General features: G+C 63.4%; 33 protein-coding genes. 4 read left to right on the forward strand and 29 right to left on the reverse strand.

Features of this window, described 5'->3' with window-relative positions; genetic code table 11:
* The first annotated feature begins 37 nt into the window (after window positions 1-37).
* A complete protein-coding gene (locus Q3A80_RS25350) occupies window positions 38-2,425 on the forward strand; it encodes a penicillin-binding protein 1A (protein ID WP_446331600.1) in 2,388 nt (795 codons plus the stop codon).
* 125 nt (window positions 2,426-2,550) lie between these two features.
* On the opposite strand, the gene cyaY is transcribed toward Q3A80_RS25350, so the two are convergent.
* Entirely contained in the window at window positions 2,551-2,877 is a 327-nt protein-coding gene (gene cyaY, locus Q3A80_RS25355) for an iron donor protein CyaY (RefSeq protein WP_446331601.1), read from the reverse strand.
* 36 nt (window positions 2,878-2,913) lie between these two features.
* On the opposite strand from cyaY, the gene lptM reads away from it, so the two are divergent.
* A complete protein-coding gene (lptM, locus tag Q3A80_RS25360) occupies window positions 2,914-3,195 on the forward strand; it encodes an LPS translocon maturation chaperone LptM (protein ID WP_446331602.1) in 282 nt (93 codons plus the stop codon).
* A gap of 93 nt (window positions 3,196-3,288) precedes the next feature.
* Here the strand turns inward: lptM and msrQ are convergent, their stop codons facing one another.
* The 5 genes from msrQ to Q3A80_RS25385 all read right to left on the reverse strand — a co-directional run bounded on the left by msrQ (window position 3,289) and on the right by Q3A80_RS25385 (window position 9,348).
* Window positions 3,289-3,984, reverse strand: coding sequence for a protein-methionine-sulfoxide reductase heme-binding subunit MsrQ (msrQ, locus tag Q3A80_RS25365; protein ID WP_446331603.1), 696 nt, complete (start codon window positions 3,982-3,984; stop codon window positions 3,289-3,291).
* A gap of 20 nt (window positions 3,985-4,004) precedes the next feature.
* Complete coding sequence (gene msrP, locus Q3A80_RS25370) at window positions 4,005-5,000, reverse strand: protein-methionine-sulfoxide reductase catalytic subunit MsrP (RefSeq protein WP_446331604.1); 996 nt, start codon at window positions 4,998-5,000, stop codon at window positions 4,005-4,007.
* A gap of 158 nt (window positions 5,001-5,158) precedes the next feature.
* A complete protein-coding gene (ccsB, locus tag Q3A80_RS25375; RefSeq protein WP_446331605.1) occupies window positions 5,159-6,349 on the reverse strand; it encodes a c-type cytochrome biogenesis protein CcsB in 1,191 nt (396 codons plus the stop codon).
* A 4-nt stretch (window positions 6,350-6,353) separates the two neighbouring features.
* Window positions 6,354-8,570, reverse strand: coding sequence for a cytochrome c biogenesis protein ResB (locus Q3A80_RS25380; protein WP_446331606.1), 2,217 nt, complete (start codon window positions 8,568-8,570; stop codon window positions 6,354-6,356).
* Window positions 8,571-8,691: 121 nt separating this feature from the next.
* A complete protein-coding gene (locus tag Q3A80_RS25385; RefSeq protein WP_446331613.1) occupies window positions 8,692-9,348 on the reverse strand; it encodes a c-type cytochrome in 657 nt (218 codons plus the stop codon).
* Between the two features lie 217 nt (window positions 9,349-9,565).
* On the opposite strand from Q3A80_RS25385, the gene yihA reads away from it, so the two are divergent.
* The gene (gene yihA, locus Q3A80_RS25390; RefSeq protein WP_044848923.1) at window positions 9,566-10,225 is read left to right on the forward strand and encodes a ribosome biogenesis GTP-binding protein YihA/YsxC; all 660 of its coding nucleotides are present in this window, start codon (window positions 9,566-9,568) and stop codon (window positions 10,223-10,225) included.
* Between the two features lie 253 nt (window positions 10,226-10,478).
* Window positions 10,479-11,477: a porphobilinogen synthase gene (hemB, locus tag Q3A80_RS25395; RefSeq protein WP_121860787.1), complete on the forward strand. Its 999-nt coding sequence runs from the start codon at window positions 10,479-10,481 to the stop codon at window positions 11,475-11,477.
* Between the two features lie 107 nt (window positions 11,478-11,584).
* Here the strand turns inward: hemB and dsbD are convergent, their stop codons facing one another.
* The 23 genes from dsbD to rplP all read right to left on the reverse strand — a co-directional run bounded on the left by dsbD (window position 11,585) and on the right by rplP (window position 24,256).
* Complete coding sequence (dsbD, locus tag Q3A80_RS25400; RefSeq protein ID WP_446331607.1) at window positions 11,585-13,432, reverse strand: protein-disulfide reductase DsbD; 1,848 nt, start codon at window positions 13,430-13,432, stop codon at window positions 11,585-11,587.
* The gene (gene cutA, locus Q3A80_RS25405; RefSeq protein WP_446331614.1) at window positions 13,425-13,751 is read right to left on the reverse strand and encodes a divalent-cation tolerance protein CutA; all 327 of its coding nucleotides are present in this window, start codon (window positions 13,749-13,751) and stop codon (window positions 13,425-13,427) included. The genes dsbD and cutA overlap by 8 nt, the downstream gene beginning before the upstream one ends.
* A 205-nt stretch (window positions 13,752-13,956) precedes the next feature.
* A complete protein-coding gene (rplQ, locus tag Q3A80_RS25410) occupies window positions 13,957-14,352 on the reverse strand; it encodes a 50S ribosomal protein L17 (protein WP_006477175.1) in 396 nt (131 codons plus the stop codon).
* Window positions 14,353-14,500: 148 nt separating this feature from the next.
* Window positions 14,501-15,478, reverse strand: a complete 978-nt coding sequence (locus tag Q3A80_RS25415) for a DNA-directed RNA polymerase subunit alpha (RefSeq protein WP_006477176.1) — start codon at window positions 15,476-15,478, stop codon at window positions 14,501-14,503.
* Window positions 15,479-15,602: 124 nt separating this feature from the next.
* Window positions 15,603-16,226 carry a 30S ribosomal protein S4 gene (gene rpsD, locus Q3A80_RS25420; protein ID WP_012362893.1) on the reverse strand — a complete coding sequence of 208 codons (624 nt, stop codon included), beginning with the start codon at window positions 16,224-16,226 and terminating at the stop codon, window positions 15,603-15,605.
* A 155-nt stretch (window positions 16,227-16,381) separates the two neighbouring features.
* On the reverse strand, window positions 16,382-16,783 hold the full coding sequence (rpsK, locus tag Q3A80_RS25425; protein ID WP_004197937.1) for a 30S ribosomal protein S11: 402 nt from the start codon (window positions 16,781-16,783) through the stop codon (window positions 16,382-16,384).
* Window positions 16,784-16,811: 28 nt separating this feature from the next.
* Window positions 16,812-17,177 carry a 30S ribosomal protein S13 gene (rpsM, locus tag Q3A80_RS25430; protein WP_039323572.1) on the reverse strand — a complete coding sequence of 122 codons (366 nt, stop codon included), beginning with the start codon at window positions 17,175-17,177 and terminating at the stop codon, window positions 16,812-16,814.
* 38 nt (window positions 17,178-17,215) lie between these two features.
* Complete coding sequence (gene rpmJ, locus Q3A80_RS25435) at window positions 17,216-17,332, reverse strand: 50S ribosomal protein L36 (protein WP_004199844.1); 117 nt, start codon at window positions 17,330-17,332, stop codon at window positions 17,216-17,218.
* A gap of 20 nt (window positions 17,333-17,352) precedes the next feature.
* A complete protein-coding gene (gene infA / locus Q3A80_RS25440) occupies window positions 17,353-17,571 on the reverse strand; it encodes a translation initiation factor IF-1 (RefSeq protein WP_004521905.1) in 219 nt (72 codons plus the stop codon).
* 9 nt (window positions 17,572-17,580) lie between these two features.
* A complete protein-coding gene (gene secY / locus Q3A80_RS25445) occupies window positions 17,581-18,930 on the reverse strand; it encodes a preprotein translocase subunit SecY (protein ID WP_006400642.1) in 1,350 nt (449 codons plus the stop codon).
* Between the two features lie 42 nt (window positions 18,931-18,972).
* Entirely contained in the window at window positions 18,973-19,407 is a 435-nt protein-coding gene (gene rplO / locus Q3A80_RS25450) for a 50S ribosomal protein L15 (RefSeq protein ID WP_006482880.1), read from the reverse strand.
* A 26-nt stretch (window positions 19,408-19,433) separates the two neighbouring features.
* Window positions 19,434-19,616 (reverse strand): 50S ribosomal protein L30, encoded by a 183-nt coding sequence (gene rpmD, locus Q3A80_RS25455; RefSeq protein ID WP_006400644.1) that lies wholly within the window; start codon window positions 19,614-19,616, stop codon window positions 19,434-19,436.
* 15 nt (window positions 19,617-19,631) lie between these two features.
* Window positions 19,632-20,150, reverse strand: coding sequence for a 30S ribosomal protein S5 (gene rpsE, locus Q3A80_RS25460; RefSeq protein WP_006752931.1), 519 nt, complete (start codon window positions 20,148-20,150; stop codon window positions 19,632-19,634).
* 14 nt (window positions 20,151-20,164) lie between these two features.
* The gene (gene rplR / locus Q3A80_RS25465) at window positions 20,165-20,530 is read right to left on the reverse strand and encodes a 50S ribosomal protein L18 (RefSeq protein ID WP_006477183.1); all 366 of its coding nucleotides are present in this window, start codon (window positions 20,528-20,530) and stop codon (window positions 20,165-20,167) included.
* Between the two features lie 12 nt (window positions 20,531-20,542).
* The gene (gene rplF / locus Q3A80_RS25470; RefSeq protein ID WP_006758786.1) at window positions 20,543-21,073 is read right to left on the reverse strand and encodes a 50S ribosomal protein L6; all 531 of its coding nucleotides are present in this window, start codon (window positions 21,071-21,073) and stop codon (window positions 20,543-20,545) included.
* Window positions 21,074-21,091: 18 nt separating this feature from the next.
* Window positions 21,092-21,487 carry a 30S ribosomal protein S8 gene (gene rpsH / locus Q3A80_RS25475; RefSeq protein ID WP_006477185.1) on the reverse strand — a complete coding sequence of 132 codons (396 nt, stop codon included), beginning with the start codon at window positions 21,485-21,487 and terminating at the stop codon, window positions 21,092-21,094.
* 14 nt (window positions 21,488-21,501) lie between these two features.
* Window positions 21,502-21,807: a 30S ribosomal protein S14 gene (rpsN, locus tag Q3A80_RS25480; protein ID WP_006482884.1), complete on the reverse strand. Its 306-nt coding sequence runs from the start codon at window positions 21,805-21,807 to the stop codon at window positions 21,502-21,504.
* 7 nt (window positions 21,808-21,814) lie between these two features.
* Window positions 21,815-22,354, reverse strand: coding sequence for a 50S ribosomal protein L5 (gene rplE / locus Q3A80_RS25485; RefSeq protein ID WP_006482882.1), 540 nt, complete (start codon window positions 22,352-22,354; stop codon window positions 21,815-21,817).
* A 16-nt stretch (window positions 22,355-22,370) separates the two neighbouring features.
* Window positions 22,371-22,679, reverse strand: coding sequence for a 50S ribosomal protein L24 (gene rplX / locus Q3A80_RS25490; RefSeq protein WP_006477187.1), 309 nt, complete (start codon window positions 22,677-22,679; stop codon window positions 22,371-22,373).
* A gap of 9 nt (window positions 22,680-22,688) precedes the next feature.
* Window positions 22,689-23,057, reverse strand: coding sequence for a 50S ribosomal protein L14 (gene rplN / locus Q3A80_RS25495; protein WP_006752929.1), 369 nt, complete (start codon window positions 23,055-23,057; stop codon window positions 22,689-22,691).
* 309 nt (window positions 23,058-23,366) lie between these two features.
* Window positions 23,367-23,639, reverse strand: a complete 273-nt coding sequence (rpsQ, locus tag Q3A80_RS25500; protein ID WP_006752928.1) for a 30S ribosomal protein S17 — start codon at window positions 23,637-23,639, stop codon at window positions 23,367-23,369.
* Window positions 23,636-23,830, reverse strand: coding sequence for a 50S ribosomal protein L29 (gene rpmC, locus Q3A80_RS25505; RefSeq protein WP_006400652.1), 195 nt, complete (start codon window positions 23,828-23,830; stop codon window positions 23,636-23,638). The genes rpsQ and rpmC overlap by 4 nt, the downstream gene beginning before the upstream one ends.
* A 9-nt stretch (window positions 23,831-23,839) precedes the next feature.
* Entirely contained in the window at window positions 23,840-24,256 is a 417-nt protein-coding gene (gene rplP / locus Q3A80_RS25510; RefSeq protein ID WP_006482873.1) for a 50S ribosomal protein L16, read from the reverse strand.

The raw sequence follows: 24,256 nt of genomic DNA on the forward strand, positions 1-24,256 counted from the left end.
GGCAGCTATAATCGCGGGACTGTTTTCCGGTATGCCTATGCAATCCACGTCTCCTACGTCCCCGCCTCCCGCGCCCGAGCCGCAGAAGCGGCCCTGGTGGCTGAAGGTCCTGGTCGGCCTCGCCGCGATGTGCGTCGCCCTCGTCGTGGCCGGCGGGCTCGTGCTCGGCTACGCGCTCGTCGTCGCATGGCCGAACATGCCGTCGCTCGACGCGCTGACCGACTATCGTCCGAAGGTACCGCTGCGCATCTATACGTCCGATCACGTGCTGATCGGCGAATTCGGCGAGGAGCGCCGCGACATCGTTCATTTCAAGGACGTGCCGGACTCGCTGAAGAAGGCGATCCTCGCGATCGAGGATGCGCGCTTCTACGACCACGGCGGCGTCGACCTCACCGGCATCGCCCGTGCCGGCTTCGTCGCGCTGACGAACGGCCATGCGTCGCAGGGCGCGAGCACGATCACGATGCAGGTCGCGCGCAACTTCTTCCTGTCGAGCGAAAAGACCTACACGCGCAAGATCTACGAGATGCTGCTCGCGTACCGGATCGAGCGCGCGCTGACGAAGGATCAGATTCTCGAGGTCTACATGAATCAGATCTATCTCGGCCAGCGCGCGTACGGCTTCGCGAGCGCCGCGCGGGTCTACTTCGGCAAGGACCTGAAGGACATCACGCTCGCCGAAGCGGCGATGCTCGCGGGGCTGCCGAAGGCGCCGTCCGCGTACAACCCGGTCGTCAATCCGAAGCGCGCGAAGGTGCGCCAGGAGTACATCCTGCAGCGGATGCTCGAGCTGAACTTCATCACGCGCGAGCAATACGACCAAGCCGCCGCGCAGCCGCTCGTCGTCAAGGGCGCCGGGCGCGAATTCAGCGTGCACGCCGAGTACGTCGCGGAAATGGTCCGACAAATGATGTACGCGCAGTACCGCGAGGAAACCTACACGCGCGGCTTCAACGTCGTCACGACGATCGACTCCGCGGACCAGCAGGTTGCGTACACCGCGCTGCGCAAGGGCATCATGGATTACGAGCGCCGCCACGGCTATCGCGGGCCGGAAGGGTTCATCGAGCTGCCGGCCGGTGCCGATGATCGCGAGCAGGCGATCGACGACGCACTGCTCGAACACCCCGACAACGGCGAGCTGATCGCGGCAGTCGTCACCGCGGCCGCGCCGCGCCAGATCACGGTCGCGTTCATCGACGGCAGCAGCGCGACGATCGAGGGCGACAACCTGCGCTTCGCGTCGAGCGCGCTGTCGGCCAACGCGCAGCCGAACCGCCGCATCCGCCCCGGCGCGATCGTCCGTGTCGTGAAGAACGACGCGGGCAAGTGGTCGATCACGCAGTTGCCGCAGGTCGAAGGTGCGTTCATCTCGATCGTCCCGCAGGACGGCGCGATCCGTTCGCTCGTCGGCGGCTTCGACTACAACAAGAACAAGTTCAACCACGTCACGCAGGCATGGCGGCAGCCGGGTTCGTCGTTCAAGCCGTTCATCTACTCGGCGTCGCTCGACAAGGGCCTCGGGCCGGCCACGGTGATCAACGACGGCCCGCTGTATTTCAGCGCCGCGGAAACCGGCGGGCAGCCGTGGGAACCGAAGAACTACGGCGGCGGCTTCGAAGGTCCGATGTCGATGCGCACCGCGCTGCAGCGCTCGCGCAACCTCGTGTCGATCCGGATCCTGAACCATATCGGCACGAAGTACGCGCAGCAGTACATCACACGCTTCGGCTTCGACGCCGACCGTCATCCGGCCTACCTGCCGATGGCGCTCGGCGCGGGCCAGGTCACGCCGCTGCAGATGGCCGGCGCGTATTCCGTGTTCGCGAACGGCGGGTTCCGCGTGAATCCGTACCTGATCGCCGAAGTGACTGACCCGAACGGCGCGATCGTCGCGCGCGCGCAGCCGCTCGTCGCCGAGCAGAACGCGCCGCGCGCCATCGATCCGCGCAACGCGTACGTGATGAACAGCCTGCTGCAGAGCGTCGCGCAGCGCGGCACGGGCGCGCGCACCAACGTGCTGAAGCGCACCGACCTCGCGGGCAAGACCGGTACGACGAACGACTCGCACGATGCATGGTTCGCCGGCTACCAGCACACGCTCGCGGCGATCGCGTGGATCGGCTACGACAACCCGCGCAGCCTCGGCGATCGCGAAACCGGCGGCGGCCTGTCGCTGCCGGTCTGGATCGACTACATGGGTGCGGCGCTGAAGGGCGTGCCGGAATTCAAGCCGACGATGCCGGACGACGTCCAGTCGCTCGGCGGCGAGCTTTACTTCACCGAGTTCACGCCGGGGCACGGTTTCGTGTCGACGGTCGGCGTGCCGCAGGCGCCGGCCGCGCAGAACGTCGACGAAGCGGTGCCGCACGTCGACGAGCAGGAGAAGCAGGACATCATGAACCTGTTCCGCGGCCACTGACACGAGCGGCCCGGGAATGAAAAAAGCGCCCCGTGGGGCGCTTTTTCTTTGCGTATTGATTCGACATGGCCGGCATATCAGACGTAGCCGCCGTATCCGCGCCGGCGAGCCGAGCCTGCGCGTGGTTACGCAGCGAACGTGATCGGCAGGCCGGCCTGCTGCGTCGCGTAATCGGTGAGCGCCGCGAAGAACTCGGTGCCGGTACGCGTATCGCGCCACTCGCCGTCTATGAAACGATAGTGGAATCCGCCTGCCTTCGCGGCGATCCACAGCTCTTTCATCGGCGGCTGCAGGTTGATGATGATCTTCGAGCCGTTCTCGAACGTGAGCGTCAGCACGCTGCCGTTGCGCTCCAGATCGATGTCGTGATCGCCGTCGTTCGCGGCATCCACGGTACGCTCGACGGCTGCCAGCACGGCCTCGGCACGGGCCAGGTATTCGGTATCGGACATGCTAAACTCTATCGGTTAAATTGTTCAGGGACGATCATGCGAGTCGTTTTCCGGATGAGCGCGATTGTAGCGGCTTTGGCGATTCTTGCCGGGTGCGGTCAACGCGGTCCGCTCTATCTGCCTACCGTGCCCCCGTTGCCGGCGAAGCCCATCCAGCAGCAGGACACGCCGCCGTCCGACGTGATGCCGACCGACGAAAACGCGTCGTCCGACAGCATTCCCGATTCCTCCGGCACGCCGCTCACGCTGTCGCCCGAACTGTCGAGCGAGACGTCGAAGGCCGCAACGCCGGCATCCGGCCCCGCTGTCGCGCAGTAATCGCGCGCCGCCGCCCACGCGGCGTCCATCGTGCAGATCATGCAAAAGGCGATGACTTCCCGTCATCGCCTTTCGTTTTTCGAGCACGCGCCGTCACGCGCGGACACGCCGCCAGCCCCATCCCAGCAGCCGCCAGCCAAGCAGCACCGCGACGATCGTGGCGTAGAGCTTCGGCTGCGCGAGATCGTGCTTGCCGGCCCGCATCCACCAGAAATGCAGCACGCCGAACAGCGCGATCGCATAGATCGCGCGATGCAGCGTCGCCCAGTGACGGCCGAGCCGGCGCACCATCGCGCGCGGCGACGTCGCCGCCAGCGGAATCAGCAGCACGAATGCGGCGAAACCGACCGTGATGAACGGACGCTTGCCGACGTCCTTCAGGATCGCGAGCACGTCGAACCACTTGTCGAACCATAAATACGTCGTGAAGTGCAGCGTCGCGTAAAAGAACGCGAACAGGCCGATCATCCGCCGAAAGCGCAGCACCGCCGCGATGCCCGTCACGCGCCGAAGCGGCGTGACGGCGAGCGTCGCGCACAGCATCACCAGCGTCCAGAGGCCCGTCGAACGGGTGATGAATTCGATCGGGTTCGCGCCGAGCCGGTCGGTCAGCGCGAACAGGACGAGGCGCGCGAGCGGATAAAGGCCGGCCGCGAACACGAGCACCTTGGCGGGCGCGAGCCAGCGCGGCGCGGCAGGCCGCAGCGCGCCGCCGGTTCGGGAAGACGCGCTGGCGGCGGCCGTGCGCGTGCCGCGTGCACGCTCCGCGGTCAGCGTCGAAGGAGGCATGTCGTTTCTCACCGCCGCCCTCAGAAGTTCTTCTTCAGGTCCATGCCCTGATACATCGACGCGACGAGGTCGCCGTAGCCGTTGAACATCAGCGTCTTGCGCTTCGGCGTGAAAAAGCCGTCCTCGCCGATCCGGCGCTCGGTCGCCTGGCTCCAGCGCGGATGATCGACGTTCGGGTTCACATTGGAATAGAAGCCGTATTCGTTCGATGCGTACGTGTTCCAGCTCGTCTTCGGCTGCTTGTCGACGAAGCGGATCTTCACGAGCGACTTCGCGCTCTTGAAACCGTACTTCCACGGCACGACGATCCGCACCGGCGCGCCGTTCTGGTTCGGCAGCACCTGGCCGTACACCCCCATCGTCAGCAGCGTCAGCGGATTCATCGCCTCGTCCATCCGCAGTCCTTCCGAATACGGCCAGTCGAGCACCGGCGTCGACAACCCCGGCATCTGCGACGGATCGGCGAGCGTGATGAACTGCACGTATTTCGCATTGCCGGTCGGCTGCACGCGCTTGATCAGTTCGGAGAACGGCACGCCGATCCACGGAATCACCATCGACCAGCCCTCGACACAGCGCAGCCGGTACACGCGCTCCTCGAGCGGCGCGAGCTTCAGCAGTTCGTCGAGATCGAACACCTTCGGGTGCAGCACCTCGCCCTCGACGCTCACGCGCCACGGTCGCGCGCGCAGCGTGCCGGCGTTCTGCGCCGGGTCGCCCTTGTCGGTGCCGAATTCGTAGAAGTTGTTGTAGGACGTGATGTCCTTGAACGGCGTCACCGTGTCGGCCGCGACGAACTTCGGGTTGGTTTTGGCCGCGAGCTTCGCGGCCCGCGCGTCCGGCGACGCATACGCGGCAAACGCCGCGCCGCTGCCGCCGAGCAAGCCGCCCGCCGCCGCCAGACCTGCGGCCTGCAATACGCGCCGCCGGTTCTCGAACACCGCGCGCGGCGTAATCTCGCTCTGCGCGATATCACCGCCGGTCAGCGCGGTGCGCAAAGGATGTTTGATCCACATCGTGCAGTTCCTCCTGCATGCGCGGCGCGCACGCTTCATGAGCGTTCGACCCGGCCCGTCCTGCGCCGTTCGACGCCCGGCTCGCCCGCCCGTTACAAAAGAAAACCGCCGGGCACGCAGTGCGCCGGCGGTCTTTTGTCGGACCCGCGTCGGAATTCTTACAGCTTGCCGTAGCTGTGCAGCCCGGACAGGAACATGTTGACGCCGAGGAACGCGAACGTCGTCACGAGCAGGCCCGTCAGCGCCCACCATGCAGCGACCGCGCCGCGCAGCCCCTTCATCAGGCGCATGTGCAGCCATGCCGCGTAGTTGAGCCACACGATCAGCGCCCAGGTTTCCTTCGGGTCCCAGCTCCAGTAGCCGCCCCATGCTTCCGCGGCCCACAGCGCGCCGAGGATCGTCGCGATCGTGAAGAATGCGAAACCGACCGCGATCGACTTGTACATCACGTCGTCGAGCACCTCGAGTGCCGGCAGGCGATCGGCGAGCACGCCGCGCTCCTTCATCAGGTACGCGACCGACACCATCGCCGACAGCGCGAAGCTGCCGTAGCCGATGAAGTTCGCGGGCACGTGGATCTTCATCCACCAGCTCTGCAGCGCCGGCACGAGCGGCTGGATCTGCTGCGCGTCGCGCGCGACCGAGTACCACATCAGGAAGCCGACGGCCGCGCTGATGACGAGCAGCACGAACGCGCCGAGCGCACGCGTGCCGTAGTGGCCTTCGTAATACAGATAGAGCAGCGCGGTGATCAGGCTGAACAGCACGAACACTTCATACAGGTTCGACACCGGGATATGCCCGACGTCGGCGCCGATCAGGTAGGACTCGTACCAGCGCACCATCAGCCCGGTGAAGCCCATCAGCACGGCGACCCACGTGAGCTTCTGGCCGATCGCGGAACCCGACTCCGAGCGCGCGAGCAAGCCGATCCAGTAGAAGATCGTCGCGAGCACGAACAGCGCGCTCATCCACAGGATCGCCGACTGGCTCGACAGGAAGTACTTGAGGAAGAACGCCGAATCGGCGCGCGCCAGATCGCCCTGGTAGATCTGGATCGACAGCAGCGACAGCACCGCGATCGCCGCCATCATCAGCCGCGCGGGCTTCCAGCGCCAGCCGAGCACGACAAGCGCCGGCACCGTGCCGATCATCACCGCCTTGTCGTAGTAATTCATGTGCTCGTTGTAGTGCACGAACGCATAGCCCGCGCCGACCACGAGTGCCAGCGCGAACAGCCAGTCGATGACGGACAGGCGGGCGAGGAACGGACGGTCGTCGAACAACGGCGCCGGATTCGGGGCCTTGGCCGGCCCCGGACGGGAAGAGGAAACTTGCGTGAGATCCATGATGTTACCGGGTGGCGTTCTCGGAATCGGAGCCGCCGCCTGCAGGCGGGCGGGCAGTCGCGGCCGCGCCGGCGGGCGCGGCGTCGCGCGGTGCGGCGCGCAAGGCGGCGCCGGCCGCGTCGCGCGTCTGCACGAATTCTTTCTCGAAATCGAAGGTCTTGCGGGCCGTGGACATCGCCATCACCACCTCGACGTTCGAGCCGGCATCCTTGAGCCAGAACCACAGGCGGCGCTCGCGCACGTAGAACATCGAGAAGATGCCGGCGACCAACAGCAGGCTGCCAAGATACACCAGATTCTTGCCAGGTGCGCGCGTCAACTGAAATACCGAAGCTTGCACCTGCTTGAAGGAGTCAAGCTGCAAATAGACCGGCGATCCATACAGGAAGCTGTCGGATAGCGCATTGATCGCGTTCTGCACGAAGCGGATCGTGTCGGTGCCCTGCTCGGCGGCCGGCTCGCCGGCGCGCTCGCGCGCGATCTGCCAGACCTCCCACATCGAGCCTTCGAGCATCCGCAGCAGCAGGCTGGCCGCCTTCTCCTGCTCGGCCTTCGGCACCGAACGATCGATGAACGTCGCAACCGCCTGAAAGCCGCCGACCGGCTGGCCGTCGGCGCCGCGACCGACGCTGTCGTCGCTCGCCGCAAACAGGGTCAGCACCTTGAACGCGCTGTCCTGCAATCGGCTGCGCAGCGCGGCTTCGGTCGTCGGCAGCGAACGCTGCGCGAAGCGCGCCGCCGCATCGGCGCGCACGGCCGGATCCTCGAGCGCCGCGCGCAGACGCATCCATTCGCCGATCGAATCCTGGCTGTCGGCCGGAATCCGCATGTAGCGAAACGGATCGTTCGGGCTCGCGCGCACGCCGGCGAGGAACACGCGCGTGCCGCCCATGTCGACGGGCAGCATGTAGTTGTTGAATTCGCGCGCCTGGCCGTCCTTGCCGCGAATCTTGTACTGCACGGACGGGCCGATGTTGTGGAGCTGCATCGGCTTCGACGTCTTCGCGCCGGAACCCAGCCGCTCGTCGAACGCTTCCTTCAGCGACTCCGTCTTCGCGACGCCGCGCACGTCGGGCTTGCCGTTCGCGTCGGCCATGTTCTCGACGTTGATCGCGCGGAAGTCCGAGAATTCGATCGTGTCGCCGTCGGCGCCCGGCATCTGCAACGGCGCGGTGCTGCCGATCGTGCCCTTCACCGCGAAGGTCTTCGCGTTGTCGCCGGTCATCGGGTAGGCCGTCATCTGCATCTGCGAGCCGCCGTCCTGGAAGCTCGACTGGTAGATCGACACGCCCTTGTACGTAAACGGCTTGTTGACCTCGACGCGCGCCGGAATCTTCTGCCCCGTCTCGCGATCGATCACGACGATGTCGCTCGCGAACAGCTTCGGCATCCCGGTCGTGTAGTAGTCGACGATGAACTTGTTCAGCTGGATCGAGAACGGCAGGTCCTGGATCAGCGAACCGCTCGGCTGGTTCAGGATCGCGGTCGATACGAACTGGCCTTCCGGCACCCACGCATAGCCGCGGAACGTCGGGTTCGACGCGGACAGCCGGTGGTCGGGCGAGATCTCGCTGATCGTCGCGCTCGTGTTGACCGGGCTCTTGCCGAACATCCACATCTGGAATTTGATCGGCAGATTGCTGTCGAGCAGGCCGCCGATGCAGATCACGACGATCGCAAGGTGAGCGGAGATGTAGCCCCATTTCGTCAGTGCGCCGCACTTCGCGGAGATCAGCGTGGCGCCGTCGGTTTCACGCACGACGTGCTTGTAGCCGGCCTTGCCGACGAACGTCGCAAGCGTGGCCGCGACGGTCGCGCGCGTGCCCGGCGCCGTGTATTCGGCCTTGTGGTGGAACGCGCGCAGGCTGCCTTCGCGGACCTTGTCCTTCCAGCTCTTCGCGTCGGCGAGCATCTTCGGCGCATTGCGGATCACGCACAGCGAGATCGACACGACGAGGAAGATCAGGATCAGCATGAACCACCACGCGCTGTACACGTTGTACAAGCCCAGCGACCGGAAGATGTCCGCCCAGAACGGGCCGAACTGGTTCACGTAGTTCGGATACGGGTCGTCCTGCGTCAGGACCGTCCCGACGATGCTCGCGATCGACAGCACCACCAGCAGCGCGATCGCGAAACGCATGGAGCTCACCAGCTCGACCGCGCGCTTGGACACACTCTGGCCCGACTTCGACTGCAACCCCGACGTGGTAACGCTCATTCAAACTCCAACTGACAACAAAAAAGGGCAAGGCGGCCGCAATCATGCGGCGCCCCACCCTTTTCTTGTTCTGACTCCGGCCGCCTGTCGGCGCCCGGTCATTCCATTCGCGACTGTCCGTTCAACGCAGGCCGGCGATGTAATCCGCGACGGCCTTGATCTCGTTGTCCGACAGACGCGAAGCGATCTGGTGCATCGCCTCGTTGTTGTTGCGCGCGCCGGCACCCTGCTGGAACGCGCTCAACTGCGCAACCGTGTAGTCGGCCCATTGGCCCGACAGACGCGGATACTGGACCGGCATCCCCTGCCCCGTCGGCCCGTGGCAGCTCGCGCAGGCCGGTACGCCCTTTTCCGCGATGCCGCCGCGATAGATCTTCTGGCCGATCGGCACGGTCGCCGCATCGCGTGCGGTGCCGAGCTTCGTCGTCTGCGACCCGTAATACGCGGCGACGTTGCGCATGTCGTCCGCGCTCAACGCGCTCGCGAACCCGACCATCACCGGATTGGTCCGCGCCGGCCCCTTCGCGCCCGGCTGGGGCTTGAAGTCGTTCAACTGCTTGACCAGATATTCGGGATGCTGACCGGCGAGCTTCGGGAAACTGCCCGACGCGCTGTTGCCGTCGGCGCCGTGACACGACGCGCACACCTGAGCGGCAATCGCCTTGCCGCGGTCCAGATCCGGCTTCTTCGCCGCATCCGCCGCGTTTGCCTCCGCTACGAAACCTACGAACCCTGCTGCAACCTGAAGCACCATCAGAGACTTGCACAGTCGATTCATTCGCACACCCTGTTTCGTCTTGTGGGAATTTGAGGTTCTGCAAAAAACGACGTCGACCAGTCTACCGCAGAAGCTGCATAAAAGCGTGAGGCAGGCGCCTGCAGCCCGTCGGCAAAACCGCCGTATTGTACAATATCGCGCTGAAAGCTCCCGCGCCTATCGGGGCTACCCCGCCTCCACCCAGCGGCTCGCGCCGCCCCGTCCCACCGGTTTCCCCATGGCCTTTTTGCTCCATCAAGCCCGCTTCTACACGACCGTCAACCATCTGCGCGACCTGCCGCCGACGGTCCAGCCGGAAATCGCGTTCGCGGGCCGCTCGAATGCCGGCAAATCGACGGCGATCAACGTGCTGTGCAACCAGAAGCGGCTCGCGTTCGCGTCGAAGACCCCCGGCCGCACGCAGCACATCAACTACTTCTCCGTCGGCCCGGCCGCCGAGCCCGTCGCGAACCTCGTCGACCTGCCCGGCTACGGCTATGCGGAAGTGCCGGGCGCCGCGAAGGCCCACTGGGAAATGCTGCTGTCGTCCTACCTCGCGACCCGTTCGCAGCTGTGCGGCCTGATCCTGATGATGGATTCGCGCCGCCCGCTGACCGATCTCGATCGCCGGATGATCGAGTGGTTCGCGCCGACCGGCAAGCCGATCCACACGCTGCTGACGAAGTGCGACAAATTGACGCGGCAGGAAAGCATCAACGCGCTGCGGAACACGCAAAAGGGGCTCGACGCGTATCGCGACCAGGGCGTGAAGGGCAAGCTCACCGTCCAGCTGTTCTCGGCGCTGAAGCGCACGGGGCTCGACGAGGCGCACGAGCTGATCGAGAGCTGGGTGCGGCCGTCCGTCGCCGACGAAAAAAGCGAGCCTGTAGCACAATGAGCGGGCAACGCGCGGCCCGGATCGGCCGTGCGCACCTGACGGCACCTGCGGATTCGGCCGGCTCATAAAAAAACCCGCCGTTGAACGGCGGGTCAAACAGCCTAATCGAAAAACGACAGGCACCCGCTCAGGGAGGAGAAGCGGGGAGCTGCACGCGACGCGTGCCGCTCGATCGCTATCATATACCAACGATCTCGAAAATGACCTAAGGGTTCCGTAAGGTCCTTCTTGCCCTGATTTCTGCCAAATCGCCATGAGCTTCCATCCGCTTCATCGTCCGCGCCGGATGCGCCGCGACGACTTCTCCCGGCGCCTGATGCGCGAAAACCGCCTCACCACGGACGACCTGATCTACCCGGTATTCGTCGTCGACGGCACCAACGAACGCCAGAGCGTCCCGTCGATGCCCGGTGTCGAGCGCGTGTCGGTCGATCTGCTGATGCACGTCGCCGAGCAGTGCGTCGAACTCGGCGTGCCCGTGCTGTCGCTGTTCCCGGCCATCGAGCCGTCGCTGAAGACGCCCGACGGCCGCGAAGCCGCCAATCCGGAAGGCCTGATCCCGCGCGCGGTGCGCGAGCTGAAAAAGCGCTTCCCCGAACTCGGCGTGCTGACCGACGTCGCGCTCGATCCGTACACGAGCCACGGCCAGGACGGCGTGCTCGACGAGAACGGCTACGTGATCAACGACGACACGATCGAGATCCTGGTCGACCAGGCGCGCGCGCAGGCGGAAGCCGGCGTCGACATCGTCGCGCCGTCGGACATGATGGACGGCCGGATCGGCGCCGTCCGCGAAATGCTGGAAAGCGACGGCCACATCCATACGCGGATCATGGCCTATTCGGCCAAGTTCGCATCGGCGTTCTACGGCCCGTTCCGCGATGCGGTCGGTTCCGCGTCCAATCTGGGCAAGGGCAACAAGATGACCTACCAGATGGATCCGGCGAACAGCGACGAAGCGCTGCGCGAAGTGCGCCTCGACATTGACGAAGGCGCCGACATGGTGATGGTCAAGCCCGGCATGCCGTACCTCGACATCGTGCGTCGCGTGAAGGACGAGTTCCGCTTCCCGACCTATGTGTACCAGGTGAGCGGCGAATACGCGATGCTGAAGGCCGCCGCGATGAACGGCTGGCTCGACCACGACAAGGTCGTGCTCGAATCGCTGCTCGCATTCAAGCGCGCAGGGGCCGACGGTGTACTCACGTACTTCGCGCTCGATGCCGCGCGTCTGCTGAAGGCGCAGCGCTGAGCCGCACGACGGCCGGCACCAAGCAAAACGGCGGGACACTTCGGTGTCCCGCCGTTTTTTTACGTGTGTCGACGCCGACGCTGCCGATGCGCGCGCACGAATGCGCGCTACACCGTCGGTACCGCCGCACGATCGAGGCTGCGCAGGAACGTCTCGGCCGCCTGATAGCCGACCACGCGGCCGATCTCGTTGCCGTTGCGATCGAAGAAGATGATCCCCGGCGGCCCGAACAGGTTGAAGCGCTTGAGCAGCGCCTGGTCGTCCGGATTGTTCGCGGTCACGTCCGCACGCACGAGATGAAGCTGCGCGAGCCGCGCCTGCACGCGCGAGTCGGTAAACGTCAGATGCTCCATTTCCTTGCAGCTCACGCACCAGTCGGCATAGAAATCGAGCATCACGGGCCGGCCCGACGTCTTCAGCAACGCGTCGAGTTCGCCGCTGGAGCGCACCGGCGCGAACGCGGGGCCCGCCTGCGCTGACGCTGCCCCGGCGGCCGATGCATCGCCCGATGCAACCGTGCGCGCGGCGAGGATCGCCAGCGGCTTCACGGGGTCGTTGGAACCCGCGGCAAGACCGACGAGCAGCGTTGCCGCCCAGATCGCGAGCGCGGCGCCGAGGCCGCGGCCGAGGCGGCGCCAGATCGACGCGACGCCGGCATGCGGCGTGAACAGGCCGAGCGCCGCAGCCGCGACGAGCAGCCACAACGCAGCGAGCACCATCTTCAGGGCGCCCGCGAGCACCGGCCACACGATCCACAACGCGGCGGCAAGCAGCACGATGCCGAAGAACACCTTGACGCCGTCCATCCATGCGCCGGCGCGCGGCAGCACGGTGCCCGCGCCCACGCCGACGACGAGCAGCGGCACGCCGAGCCCGAGGCCCATCGCGAACAACGCGGCACCGCCGAGCAGCGCATTGCCGGTGTGCGCGATGAACGCGAGCACCGCAAACAGCGGCGCCGTCATGCATGCGCCGACGACGAGCGCCGACAACGCGCCCATCGCGGCGACTGCGGCGAAGTGGCCGCCCTGGCGCGCGCTCGATGCGTCGGCCGCGCCGCTCTGCCAGCGCGCAGGGAGCGCGATGTCCTTGCCGGAGATCAGCGATACCGCGAACGCGGTGAGCAGCACGCCGAACGCGCCGAGCACCCACGGGTTCTGCAGCCACGCGCCGAGGCTCTGGCCGACCAGCGCGGCCGCGATGCCGAGCACCGTATAAACGAGCGCCATGCCGACCACGTACGTGAGCGACAGCGCAAAGCCGCGCGCATGCGTTGCGCGCGTGCCCTGGCCGATGATGATCGCCGATACGATCGGAATCATCGGATACGAGCACGGCAAGAGACTCAGCACGACGCCGGCGACGAAATACAAGGCGACGATCGTGAAGAAGCCGTGGCCCTCCAGCAGCGACTGCGCGAAATCGGCGCTCGTCACCTTGTCGAGCCAGTTGCCCGACGCCGCGGCGCGATCGGCCGGCGCGGCGGCGCCCAATGCCGCCCCGTCGACCTTTACCACGTGCTCGGCAGGCGGATAGCAGATCCCTTCGTCGGCGCACCCCTGCGACGTGACCGCGAGCTCGAACGGCCCCGCTGCCTGCTTGACTGGCACGTGGATCACGACCTCGTCGCGATAGGTCTCGACCTCCTTCTGAAACGTCTGGTCGAACTTCACGTGACCGGCCGGGAATTGCGGGTCGCCGAGCGTCGCCTGGCCGCTCTTCACCGCGAACGCGAAGCGCTCGCGGTACAGGTAATAGCCGTTCGCGACCTTGAAGCGGACGTCCACCTGCCCCGGCGTTTCGCTCGCGCTGAACTTGAACGCCACCGACGGATCGAGGAAATCGTCCGCCGCGCGCGCGACCGACAGACCGCCGAGCACGGCCATGAACGACAACAGGACTGCGAGGAACCGCAGCGCACGCATGCGCACCGAAAGCGCCATACCGTTAAACATGAAATAGACGTTGAGTTTCGCCGCTCACCCACTGGCCGTACGCGGCCGAGGCCGCCGCCTGCCACGAGACGATTTCCGGCGTCTCGTACGGATGATGCGCGAGGATAAATCGCTCCAGTTCGAGCGAGCGCACGGGGCTCGTCTTGAACAGCAACTGGATCTCGTCGGCCGTTTCGACCTTCCCCTGCCAGTGATAGCGCGACTTGATCGCGCCGAGCTCCGACACGCACGCGGCAAGCCGCGCGTCGAGGGCGCCGCTGGCGAGCGCTTCGGCCGTCGCCGCATCCGGCACCGTCGTCAGCATCAACACCACCACCATACGCGCCCTCCTGGCTGATTGACCGGCTTGCGCCGCCACGGACGCCCCGTCAACGGCACACACCGACAGTCCCGTATCGTAGCGCAGCGCGCGCGACGCTGCCGCCACCGGCCTGCGACAATCGATCGCAGCCGGGTCGCCGCCAAAAACAAAAAGGGCCAAGCGATTGCTCGGCCCCTTTCGGATACTGCTGCGTACCGGAAGCTTACTCGGCTTCTTGCACGTTTTCCGTTTCGTCGACTTCCGGACGATCGAGCAGCTCGACCAGTGCCATCGGTGCGTTGTCGCCGACGCGGAAGCCGAACTTCAGCACGCGCAGGTAGCCGCCCGGACGGTTCGCGAAACGCGGACCGAGCACGTCGAACAGCTTCGCGACCGAGTCACGATCGCGCAGGCGGTTGAACGCCAGGCGACGGTTTGCCAGCGACGGCTTCTTGCCGAGCGTGATCAGCGGCTCGACGACTTTACGGAGTTCCTTCGCCTTCGGCAGCGTCGTCTTGATGACTTCGTGCTCGATCAGCGAGTTGGACATGTTACGGAGCATAGCCAGACGGTGGCTGCTCGTGCGGTTCAGTTTCCGCAGACCATGACGATGGCGCATTTCAGTTTCCTTGATTCAAAGTTTTGATCCAGCTCTTCTATCGCACCCTTGGGGCGCACGGGCCGGTAACGAAAAAAAGCAAGATGCGGATTTTAAAGGAAAATCCGCATCTTTGCCAACTACCGCTATAGCAACGCTACAGGCGGGCTTACTTGTCGAGGCCAGCCGGCGGCCAGTTCTCGAGCTTCATGCCCAGCGTGAGACCGCGCGAAGCGAGCACTTCCTTGATCTCGTTGAGCGACTTGCGACCGAGGTTCGGCGTCTTCAGCAGCTCGTTTTCCGTACGCTGGATCAGGTCGCCGATGTAGTAGATGTTCTCGGCCTTCAGGCAGTTCGCCGAACGAACCGTCAGTTCGAGATCGTCCACCGGACGCAGCAGGATCGGATCGATCTGCGGCGCACGCGACGGTGCCTCGGCAGCCGTTTCCGTGCCTTCCAGCGCCGCGAACACGGACAGCTGGTCGACCAGGATGCGGGCCGATTGACGGATCGCCTCTTCCGGGGTGATCACGCCGCTCGTCTCGATGTTCATCACGAGCTTGTCGAGGTCGGTGCGCTGCTCGACACGTGCGCTTTCAACCGCATAGCTCACGCGGCGAACCGGCGAGAACGATGCGTCGAGGACGATGCGGCCGATGATCTTGGCCGTGTCTTCGCCGTAGCGACGGACGTTGCCCGGCACGTAGCCGCGGCCCTTCTCGATCTTGATCTGAACGTCGAGCTTGCCGCCCTTCGACAGGTGTGCGATCACGTGATTCGGGTTGATGACTTCGCAATCGTGCGCCAGCTCGATATCGCCGGCCGTGACGACGCCTTCGCCTTCCTTGCGCAGGGTCACCGTCACTTCGTCACGGTTGTGCAGCTTGAACACCACACCCTTCAGGTTCAGCAGCAGGTTGACGACGTCCTCTTGCACGCCGTCAAGCGTCGAGTACTCGTGCACCACGCCCGCGATCGTCACTTCGGTCGGCGCATAGCCAACCATCGACGACAGCAGCACGCGGCGAAGCGCGTTGCCCAAGGTGTGGCCGTAACCGCGTTCGAACGGTTCCATGACCACCCTCGCGTGGTTCTCGCCCAGCGATTCCACGGCGATGATCTTGGGTTTCAGCAAACTGGTTTGCATGGGCTTTCCTTTTCAATACCCTCGGCTCGTTACACCGATAAGGCTGACCGGTAACAACCAGAAAATAAACAGCCGAGGCCCCTCCTTGCATGACGCAATCGGGGTACCTCGGCCGTCAATCGGATTAACGCGAATACAATTCGACGATCAGGCTTTCGTTGATGTCGCCTGCGATGTCAGCGCGTTCCGGCATTTGCTTGAACGTGCCTTCGAACTTCTTCGCATCGACTGCAACCCAGCTCGGCATGCCGCCTTGCTCGGCCAGCGACAGCGCTTCGACGATACGCGCCTGCTTCTTCGCCTTTTCGCGGATCGCGACGACGTCGCCAGCCTTCACTTGCTGCGACGGGACGTTCGCGACGACGCCGTTCACGGTGATCGACTTGTGGCTCACGAGCTGACGCGCTTCAGCGCGGGTCGAGCCGAAACCCATGCGATACACGACGTTGTCGAGGCGCGACTCGAGCAGTTGCAGCAGGTTTTCACCCGTGTTGCCCTTGCGGCGGTCGGCTTCAGCGAAGTAGCGGCGGAACTGACGCTCCAGCACGCCGTAGATACGCTTGACCTTTTGCTTTTCGCGCAGCTGCGTACCATAGTCGGACGTACGTGCGCCCGAGGTACGGCCGTGCTGGCCCGGCTTGCTGTCGAGCTTGCACTTGTCGGCGAGCGAGCGGCGCGCGCTCTTCAGGAACAGGTCGGTGCCTTCACGGCGGGACAGCTTGGCCTTGGGGCCGATATAACGTGCCACTTTGCATTCCTTTATCAATCAGTCACGCGGATCGGAATCCGCGCTAGTTCGCGCCCTTTGGGGCGAACGGTGGGCTTAGTCAATCAAAAAAGCAACGCCCGTCGACGCTGCGCGGCGACAGGCAATGCGCCAGCACGAACGTGCCAGCAACATCCTTAGATACGACGGCGCTTCGGCGGACGGCAGCCGTTGTGCGGAATCGGGGTGACGTCCGAAATCGCGGTGATCTTGATGCCGAGGCCATGCAGTGCACGCACTGCCGACTCACGACCCGGGCCCGGGCCCTTGATCCGCACTTCCAGATTCTTCACGCCGTATTCCATCGCGACGCGACCGGCCGACTCAGCAGCAACCTGAGCAGCGAACGGCGTCGACTTGCGCGAGCCCTTGAAGCCCTGGCCGCCCGACGTCGCCCATGCCAGTGCATTGCCCTGGCGATCGGTGATCGTGATGATCGTGTTGTTGAACGACGCGTGAACGTGAACCACGCCTTCAGCGACGTTCTTCTTAACCTTCTTGCGAACGCGTTGCGCCGCGGTGTTCGAAGCCTTAGCCATTACGTTTTCCTGTAACTGTCAGTTCCGCTTACTTCTTCAGCGCTTGCGCTGCACGACGCGGACCCTTGCGGGTACGTGCGTTCGTACGCGTACGCTGACCGCGCATCGGCAGGCCCTTGCGATGACGAACACCACGGTAGCAACCGAGGTCCATCAGGCGCTTGATGTTCATCGTCACTTCACGGCGCAGATCGCCTTCGACGATGAACTTGCCCACTTCTTCACGCAGCTTTTCGAGGTCTGCGTCGGTCAGGTCCTTGACCTTCTTCGAGAATTCCACGCCAGCTGCCGTGCAGATGCTGCGCGAGCGCGTGCGGCCGATACCGAAGATTGCCGTCAGGCCGATCTCGGTATGCTGGTGATTCGGGATGTTAACCCCTGCGATACGAGCCATTGTTTTTCCTCAAACAAAAAGCGCAAACAAACGCGCGGTCAGCCTTGGCGCTGCTTGTGGCGCGGATCCGAGCTGCAGATCACGCGAACGACGCCTTTGCGCTTGATGATCTTGCAATTGCGGCAAATGCGCTTAACCGATGCCATCACTTTCATGATAATACCCTTTTTTCAAATCACTTCGCCCGGAACACGATCCGCGCACGAGACAGATCGTAAGGCGTCAATTCAACCGTCACCTTGTCGCCCGGCAGGATGCGGATGTAGTGCATCCGCATCTTCCCGGAGATATGCCCCAACACGACATGGCCGTTTTCCAGCTTCACACGGAAGGTCGCATTCGGGAGGTTTTCGATCACCTCACCCTGCATCTGGATTACATCGTCTTTGGCCATAGTCCTTAATTAACGCATTGGGATGTTGCCGCCCTTGAAGTTTGCCTTCTTGAGCAGCGACTCATACTGTTGCGACATAACGTACGACTGCACCTGCGCCATGAAGTCCATCGTGACGACGACAATGATCAGCAGCGACGTTCCACCAAAATAAAACGGCACGTTCCAGCGCAGCACCAGGAATTCCGGCAGCAGACACACGAAGACGATGTAGATCGCACCGGCCAGCGTCAGACGCGTGAGGATGCGGTCGATATATCGTGCGGTCTGATCGCCCGGACGGATGCCCGGAACGAACGCGCCGCTCTTCTTCAGGTTGTCCGCGGTTTCCCTGCTGTTGAACACCAGTGCGGTGTAGAAGAAGCAGAAAAACACGATCGCCAGTGTGTACAGCAGCACATAGACCGGCTGGCCCGGCTTCAGCGCCTCCGCGACGTTATGCAACGTGTTGGAGATCCAGCTTCCCGACGGCTGACCCGTGCTGAACCAGCCGAGAATCGTGGCCGGGAACAGGATGATCGACGATGCGAAGATCGGCGGAATCACGCCCGACATGTTCAGCTTCAGCGGCAGGTGCGACGACTGTCCACCGTAGATCTTGTTGCCGACCTGGCGCTTCGCGTAGTTCACGAGGATCTTGCGCTGACCGCGTTCGATGAACACGACCAGGTAAGTCACCGCGGCAATCAGAACGACGATGATGATCGCCGAAATGATGCTCATCGAACCCGTACGCACCAGCTCGAACAGCCCACCGACGGCATTCGGGAACCCTGCTGCGATCCCGCCGAAGATGATGATCGAGATGCCGTTGCCCAGACCACGCTCGGTGATCTGCTCACCCAGCCACATCAGGAACATCGTGCCGGTAACCAGCGTCACGACCGTCGTCAGCCGGAACAGCATGCCGGGGTCGATCACGAGGCCCGGCTGGTTTTCCAGCGCAGCCGCGATACCGAACGCCTGGAAGGTCGCGAGCACCACGGTGAAATACCGCGTGTACTGCGTGATCTTCCGTTGCCCTGCCTGCCCTTCCTTCTTCAGCGCCTCGAGCTGCGGCGATACGATCGCCAGCAACTGCATGATGATCGACGCCGAGATGTACGGCATGATCCCCAGCGCAAAGATCGTGAAGCGGGAAAGCGCGCCGCCCGAGAACATGTTGAACATGCCCAGGATGCCGCCCGCCTGGCTCTGGAACAGCTTCGCCAGTTGATCCGGATCGATGCCCGGCACGGGGATGTGCGCGCCGATGCGATAGACGATCAGCGCCAGGAGCAGGAACATCGCTCGCCGACGCAGATCGCCGAATTTCGCCGTGCTTCGACCGGGTTTTGCAAGACTCGGGCTGTTAGCCAAGTACCTTCTCCGATGAATGCAAGTAACGACGCGCTACGCGTGTCACTCGGCGAACGAACCGCCAGCCGCTTCGATCGCAGCGCGCGCACCCTTGGTGGCGCCGAGACCCTTCACGACGATCTTGCGCTTCAGTTCGCCCGTCGCGATGATCTTTGCGCTCTTCGTCAGCTCGCCGACCAGGCCGGCTTGCTTCAGTGCGAGCAGATCGATCTCGTCGACCGGCAGCTTCTCGAGGTCGCCCAGGCGCACTTCACCGACGAATTCCTTCGTCAGCGACGTGAAGCCGCGCTTCGGCAGACGACGTTGCAGCGGCATCTGACCGCCTTCGAAACCGACTTTGTGGAAGCCGCCCGAACGCGATTTCTGACCCTTGTGACCACGGCCAGCCGTCTTGCCGAGGCCCGAACCGATGCCGCGGCCGACGCGACGCTTGGCGTGCTTTGCACCAGCGGCCGGCTTCAGGTTATTCAATTCCATATCAACTCCTTGATCCGTAGGGCCGCTTACGCGATGACCTTAACGAGGTACGAGACCTTGTTGATCATGCCGCGGACCGCCGGCGTATCCTGCAGCTCGCTAACCGAGTTGAGTCGGCGCAGGCCCAGGCCACGCACGGTCGCACGGTGCGATTCGCGGGTCCCGATCAGGCTCTTCACGAGCTGAACCTTGACAGTTTTTTCAGACATGGTGACCACCCGGGCTTAGCCCAAAATATCTTCGACGGACTTGCCGCGCTTCGCCGCGATGTCTGCCGGGGTCGACTGCTTGCGCAGACCGTCCAGCGTGGCGCGAACGAGGTTGTACGGGTTCGTCGAACCGTGGCTCTTCGCCACGACGTTCTGAACGCCCATCACGTCGAACACTGCGCGCATCGGGCCGCCGGCGATCACGCCCGTACCTGCCTTCGCCGGAGCGAGGAGGACAGCGGATGCGCCATGCTTGCCGTGCACTTCGTGCTGCAGCGTGCCGTTCTTGAGCGGCACCTTGAACATGTTGCGGCGAGCTTGTTCCATTGCCTTCTGGACAGCGACCGGCACTTCCTTCGCCTTGCCCTTGCCCATACCGATGCGGCCATCGCCGTCGCCGACCACGGTCAGTGCGGCGAAGCCGAGAATACGGCCACCCTTCACGACCTTGGTCACGCGGTTGACCGAAATCATCTTTTCGCGAAGGCCGTCGTCGCGCTCGTCAGCCTGAACTTTCGCTTGCATCTTTGCCATGACGAATTCCTTCCTTAGAACTTGAGCCCAGCTTCGCGAGCTGCCTCAGCCAGCGCCTTGACGCGGCCATGGTAGCGGAAGCCCGAGCGGTCGAAGGCGACGGATTCGATGCCGGCAGCCTTTGCCTTTTCGGCAATACGCTTGCCGATCAGCGTCGCGGCGTTGACGTTGCCGCCCTTGCCCGACTTGTCGGCCAGTTCTGCGCGCACTTCTGCTTCGAGCGTCGACGCGCTGGCGAGCACCTTGGTGCCGCACGGCGAGAACACTTGAGCGTAGATGTGCGTGTTCGTGCGATGCACGGCGAGACGCGCGACCTGCAGCTCAGCGATCTTGATACGCGTCTGGCGAGCGCGGCGCAGGCGAGATTGAGTCTTATCCATGATTGCGCACCCTTACTTCTTCTTCGTTTCTTTGAGGATCACAACCTCGTCGGAATAGCGCACGCCCTTGCCCTTGTACGGCTCCGGCGGACGGTAACCGCGAACTTCCGCAGCCACTTGACCGACTTGTTGCTTGTTGATCCCCTTGATCACGATTTCGGTTTGCGTCGGGGTTTCAGCCTTGACGCCTTCCGGCATCTGGTGCACCACCGGGTGCGAGAAACCCAGCGACAGGTTCAGCTTGTCGCCTTGCGCTTGCGCACGATAACCGACGCCAACCAGCGTCAGCTTGCGCTCGAAACCCTTGGTCACGCCGTGCACGGCATTCGCGATGATCGCGCGCATCGTGCCCGACAGTGCGTTTGCTTCGCGGCTTTCGTCGACCGGCGACAGATTCAGCGTGCCGTCGTTGTTCGCCACGTTCACGAGCGGATTGATCGCTTGCGTGATGGTGCCCAGCGGGCCCTTGACGGTGATCGCACCGTCGGCCAGCTTGACTTCCGCGCCTTGCAGCGCGATCGGGCTCTTACCTACTCGAGACATGTTTCTCTCTCCTCGGCTTTAAGCGACGTAGCAGATGACTTCGCCGCCGACGCCGGTAGCGCGCGCCTTGCGGTCGGTCATCACGCCCTTCGGCGTCGACACGATTGCCACACCCAGGCCGTTCATGACCTGCGGAATGTCGTTACGGCCGCGGTACACGCGCAGACCAGGCTTCGACACGCGCTCGAGGCGTTCGATGACCGGGCGACCTGCGTAGTACTTCAGCGCGATATTCAGTTCGGACTTCGCACCTTCCGCCTTGACGGCGAAATCGTCGATATAACCTTCGTCCTTCAGGACTTGCGCGATTGCAACCTTGACCTTCGACGAGGGCATCGCGACCGATACCTTCTCGACCATCTGCGCGTTGCGGATGCGAGTCAGCATATCGGCGATAGGATCACTCATGCTCATTTACGTTTCTCCTATTACCAGCTCGCCTTGGTCAGGCCAGGAATCTCGCCACGGAATGCGATTTCACGAATCTTGTTACGCGCGAGGCCGAATTTACGGAACGTGCCACGCGGACGGCCCGTGATCGCGCAGCGGTTACGCTGGCGGGTCGGGTTTGCGTTGCGGGGCAGTTGCTGCAGCTCAAGGCGTGCTTCGTAGCGCTCTTCTTCCGACTTGCTTTGGTCTTCGACGATCGCCTTCAGCGCTTCGCGCTTTGCTGCGAACTTCGCGACCAGGCGGGCGCGCTTCTTTTCACGTTCGATCAGTGCCAGTTTAGCCACGGTAACCTCAGTTTCTGAACGGGAACTTGAAGCTGGCGAGCAGAGCCTTTGCTTCGTCGTCGGTCTTCGCAGTCGTCGTGATGCTGATGTTCAGCCCACGCAGTGCGTCGATCTTGTCGTAGTCGATTTCGGGGAAAATGATCTGCTCTTTCACACCGATGTTGTAGTTGCCGCGGCCATCGAAGGCACGACCCGACACACCGCGGAAGTCACGCACGCGGGGCAGGGCAACGGTCACGAAACGGTCGAGGAATTCGTACATCGCACGGCCGCGCAGCGTCACCATCGCGCCGATCGGATAACCCTGGCGGATCTTGAAGCCTGCGATTGCCTTGCGTGCCTTCGTGACGACCGGCTTCTGACCAGCGATCTTCGTGAGGTCGCCGACGGCGTTCTCGATGATCTTCTTGTCAGCGATCGCTTCGCCAAGACCCATGTTCAGCGTGATCTTGGTGATGCGCGGCACTTCCATGACCGACTTGTAACCGAACTTCTCGATCAGGCCGGGCACAACCTTTTCTTTGTAAAACTCTTGAAAACGAGCCATTTTTTACTCCGCTGCGTCAGGCGCTCAGTACGGCACCGGTCGTCTTCAGGAAGCGAACCTTCTTGCCTTCCTCGACCTTGATGCCAACACGCGACGCCTTGCCATTCGCGTCGACCAGTGCGACGTTCGAAATATGCAGGGGCATCGTCTTCGCTTCCACGCCGCCCGTCGTACCCTTCATCGGGTTCGGCTTCACATGCTTCTTGACGAGGTTGATACCTTCAACCGTCACATGTTCTGCACCGACAGCCAGCACGACGCCGCGCTTGCCCTTGTCCTTGCCAGTGACGACGATGACTTCGTCACCTTTGCGAATCTTGTTCATCGCGACTCCTTACAGCACTTCCGGCGCCAGCGAAACGATCTTCATGAATCGTTCGCTACGCAGCTCACGCGTCACCGGCCCGAAGATACGGGTGCCGATCGGCTCAAGCTTGTTATTCAAAAGCACAGCGGCGTTGCCGTCGAACTTGATCAGCGAGCCGTCTTGACGGCGAACACCCTTGGCGGTGCGGACCACCACGGCGTTGTAGATTTCGCCTTTCTTCACGCGCCCGCGCGGCGTTGCTTCTTTGACGGTCACCTTGATGATGTCGCCAATGCCGGCATAACGACGCTTCGAGCCGCCGAGCACCTTGATGCACATGACTTCACGCGCACCCGTGTTGTCGGCTACTTCGAGCCGAGATTCGGTCTGGATCATGGTTTGTCTTTCCCAACTTAATCCGGATGCACCACCATGATGCATTCGGTCAGTCTTGGTCCCGTCAGCCAATCGGCTGCTTGGGTTGGAACAGCAGCGACGGCAAACGAAACCCGCCATCGCAATTCGGTGAATCTTTCGGACAGGCTGGCGCCAGTCCGCTTCCCCCACCAACTTCGCCCGCGACGGGGCTCCCATAAAGAGGGAAGACCGGGATTATAACAAATAATCCCGGTCACGCAAGCAAAAACTTTGCGATTTCAAGCACTTCGTGGCGAAGTGCCTGTTACTGCCTACTGCTCTGCCCGCTTAGATGACGCGAGCTGCTTCGACGAGGCGCGACACCGTCCAGGCCTTCGTCTTCGAAACAGGACGAGTTTCCTGGATTTCGACGAGATCGCCTTCGTTGCAGGTGTTCGCTTCATCATGCGCGTGGTACTTCTTCGAGCGCACGACATACTTGCCGTAGATCGGGTGCTTGACGCGGTGCTCGATCAGCACGGTGACGGTCTTGTCCATCTTGTTGCTGACGACCCGACCGACCAGCGTCCGCTTCAGCGAGGTTTTCACGCTATCGTTCATTTCTGGTTCGCCTTCTGAGTCATGACGGTCCGCACACGTGCGATGTCGCGACGAACCTTCTTCAGCTGGCTCGTGTTCGTGAGCTGCTGGGTCGCGAGTTGCATGCGCAGGCCGAATTGCGCCTTCAGCAGGTCCGCCAGCTCCTTGTTGAGCGCGGCCTGGTCTTTCTGGAGAAGTTCGGAAGCCTTCATGTTTTCTCCTTAGGCGCCGAGCTGGCGCACGATGAACGCCGTCTTCAGCGGCAGCTTGGCTGCAGCCAGACGGAACGCTTCGCGTGCCAGTTCTTCGGTTACGCCGTCCATTTCATAGAGCATCTTGCCCGGCTGGATTTCGGCGACGTAGTACTCCGGGTTACCCTTACCGTTACCCATACGCACTTCTGCCGGCTTTTGCGAAATCGGCTTGTCCGGGAAGATCCGGATCCAGATGCGGCCGCCACGCTTGATGTGACGCGTCATTGCACGACGCGCCGCTTCAATCTGACGTGCGGTCAAACGACCACGACCGATCGCCTTCAGGCCGAATTCACCGAACGACACGGCGTTGCCGCGCGTCGCCTTGCCGGTGTTACGACCCTTCTGCTCTTTGCGATACTTCCTGCGTTTCGGTTGCAGCAT

The sequence above is a fragment of the Burkholderia sp. SR8 genome (genome assembly GCF_052851275.1).

Excerpts from the sequence above, each read along its gene's own strand:
- rplN (WP_006752929.1), bottom strand. The coding sequence starts at position 23,057 with ATGATCCAGACCGAATCTCGGCTCGAAGTAGCCGACAACACGGGTGCG.
- rpsH (WP_006477185.1), bottom strand. The coding sequence starts at position 21,487 with ATGAGCATGAGTGATCCTATCGCCGATATGCTGACTCGCATCCGCAAC.
- cutA (WP_446331614.1), bottom strand. The coding sequence starts at position 13,751 with ATGGTGGTGGTGTTGATGCTGACGACGGTGCCGGATGCGGCGACGGCC.
- rpsQ (WP_006752928.1), bottom strand. The coding sequence starts at position 23,639 with ATGAACGATAGCGTGAAAACCTCGCTGAAGCGGACGCTGGTCGGTCGG.
- rplP (WP_006482873.1), bottom strand. The coding sequence starts at position 24,256 with ATGCTGCAACCGAAACGCAGGAAGTATCGCAAAGAGCAGAAGGGTCGT.
- rplO (WP_006482880.1), bottom strand. The coding sequence starts at position 19,407 with ATGGAATTGAATAACCTGAAGCCGGCCGCTGGTGCAAAGCACGCCAAG.
- rplQ (WP_006477175.1), bottom strand. The coding sequence starts at position 14,352 with ATGCGCCATCGTCATGGTCTGCGGAAACTGAACCGCACGAGCAGCCAC.
- yihA (WP_044848923.1), top strand. The coding sequence starts at position 9,566 with ATGGCCTTTTTGCTCCATCAAGCCCGCTTCTACACGACCGTCAACCAT.
- msrQ (WP_446331603.1), bottom strand. The coding sequence starts at position 3,984 with ATGCCTCCTTCGACGCTGACCGCGGAGCGTGCACGCGGCACGCGCACG.
- hemB (WP_121860787.1), top strand. The coding sequence starts at position 10,479 with ATGAGCTTCCATCCGCTTCATCGTCCGCGCCGGATGCGCCGCGACGAC.
- rplF (WP_006758786.1), bottom strand. The coding sequence starts at position 21,073 with ATGTCTCGAGTAGGTAAGAGCCCGATCGCGCTGCAAGGCGCGGAAGTC.
- msrP (WP_446331604.1), bottom strand. The coding sequence starts at position 5,000 with ATGTGGATCAAACATCCTTTGCGCACCGCGCTGACCGGCGGTGATATC.
- lptM (WP_446331602.1), top strand. The coding sequence starts at position 2,914 with ATGCGAGTCGTTTTCCGGATGAGCGCGATTGTAGCGGCTTTGGCGATT.
- infA (WP_004521905.1), bottom strand. The coding sequence starts at position 17,571 with ATGGCCAAAGACGATGTAATCCAGATGCAGGGTGAGGTGATCGAAAAC.
- rpmC (WP_006400652.1), bottom strand. The coding sequence starts at position 23,830 with ATGAAGGCTTCCGAACTTCTCCAGAAAGACCAGGCCGCGCTCAACAAG.
- rpmD (WP_006400644.1), bottom strand. The coding sequence starts at position 19,616 with ATGTCTGAAAAAACTGTCAAGGTTCAGCTCGTGAAGAGCCTGATCGGG.
- Q3A80_RS25350 (WP_446331600.1), top strand. The coding sequence starts at position 38 with ATGCAATCCACGTCTCCTACGTCCCCGCCTCCCGCGCCCGAGCCGCAG.
- rpsE (WP_006752931.1), bottom strand. The coding sequence starts at position 20,150 with ATGGCAAAGATGCAAGCGAAAGTTCAGGCTGACGAGCGCGACGACGGC.
- ccsB (WP_446331605.1), bottom strand. The coding sequence starts at position 6,349 with ATGGATCTCACGCAAGTTTCCTCTTCCCGTCCGGGGCCGGCCAAGGCC.
- rplX (WP_006477187.1), bottom strand. The coding sequence starts at position 22,679 with ATGAACAAGATTCGCAAAGGTGACGAAGTCATCGTCGTCACTGGCAAG.
- Q3A80_RS25415 (WP_006477176.1), bottom strand. The coding sequence starts at position 15,478 with ATGCAAACCAGTTTGCTGAAACCCAAGATCATCGCCGTGGAATCGCTG.
- rpsM (WP_039323572.1), bottom strand. The coding sequence starts at position 17,177 with ATGGCTCGTATCGCAGGGGTTAACATCCCGAATCACCAGCATACCGAG.
- rplR (WP_006477183.1), bottom strand. The coding sequence starts at position 20,530 with ATGGATAAGACTCAATCTCGCCTGCGCCGCGCTCGCCAGACGCGTATC.
- cyaY (WP_446331601.1), bottom strand. The coding sequence starts at position 2,877 with ATGTCCGATACCGAATACCTGGCCCGTGCCGAGGCCGTGCTGGCAGCC.
- rpsK (WP_004197937.1), bottom strand. The coding sequence starts at position 16,783 with ATGGCTAAGGCTTCGAACACCGCGGCGCAACGCGTTCGCAAGAAGGTT.
- rplE (WP_006482882.1), bottom strand. The coding sequence starts at position 22,354 with ATGGCTCGTTTTCAAGAGTTTTACAAAGAAAAGGTTGTGCCCGGCCTG.
- Q3A80_RS25380 (WP_446331606.1), bottom strand. The coding sequence starts at position 8,570 with ATGAGCGTTACCACGTCGGGGTTGCAGTCGAAGTCGGGCCAGAGTGTG.
- rpmJ (WP_004199844.1), bottom strand. The coding sequence starts at position 17,332 with ATGAAAGTGATGGCATCGGTTAAGCGCATTTGCCGCAATTGCAAGATC.
- Q3A80_RS25385 (WP_446331613.1), bottom strand. The coding sequence starts at position 9,348 with ATGAATCGACTGTGCAAGTCTCTGATGGTGCTTCAGGTTGCAGCAGGG.
- dsbD (WP_446331607.1), bottom strand. The coding sequence starts at position 13,432 with ATGTTTAACGGTATGGCGCTTTCGGTGCGCATGCGTGCGCTGCGGTTC.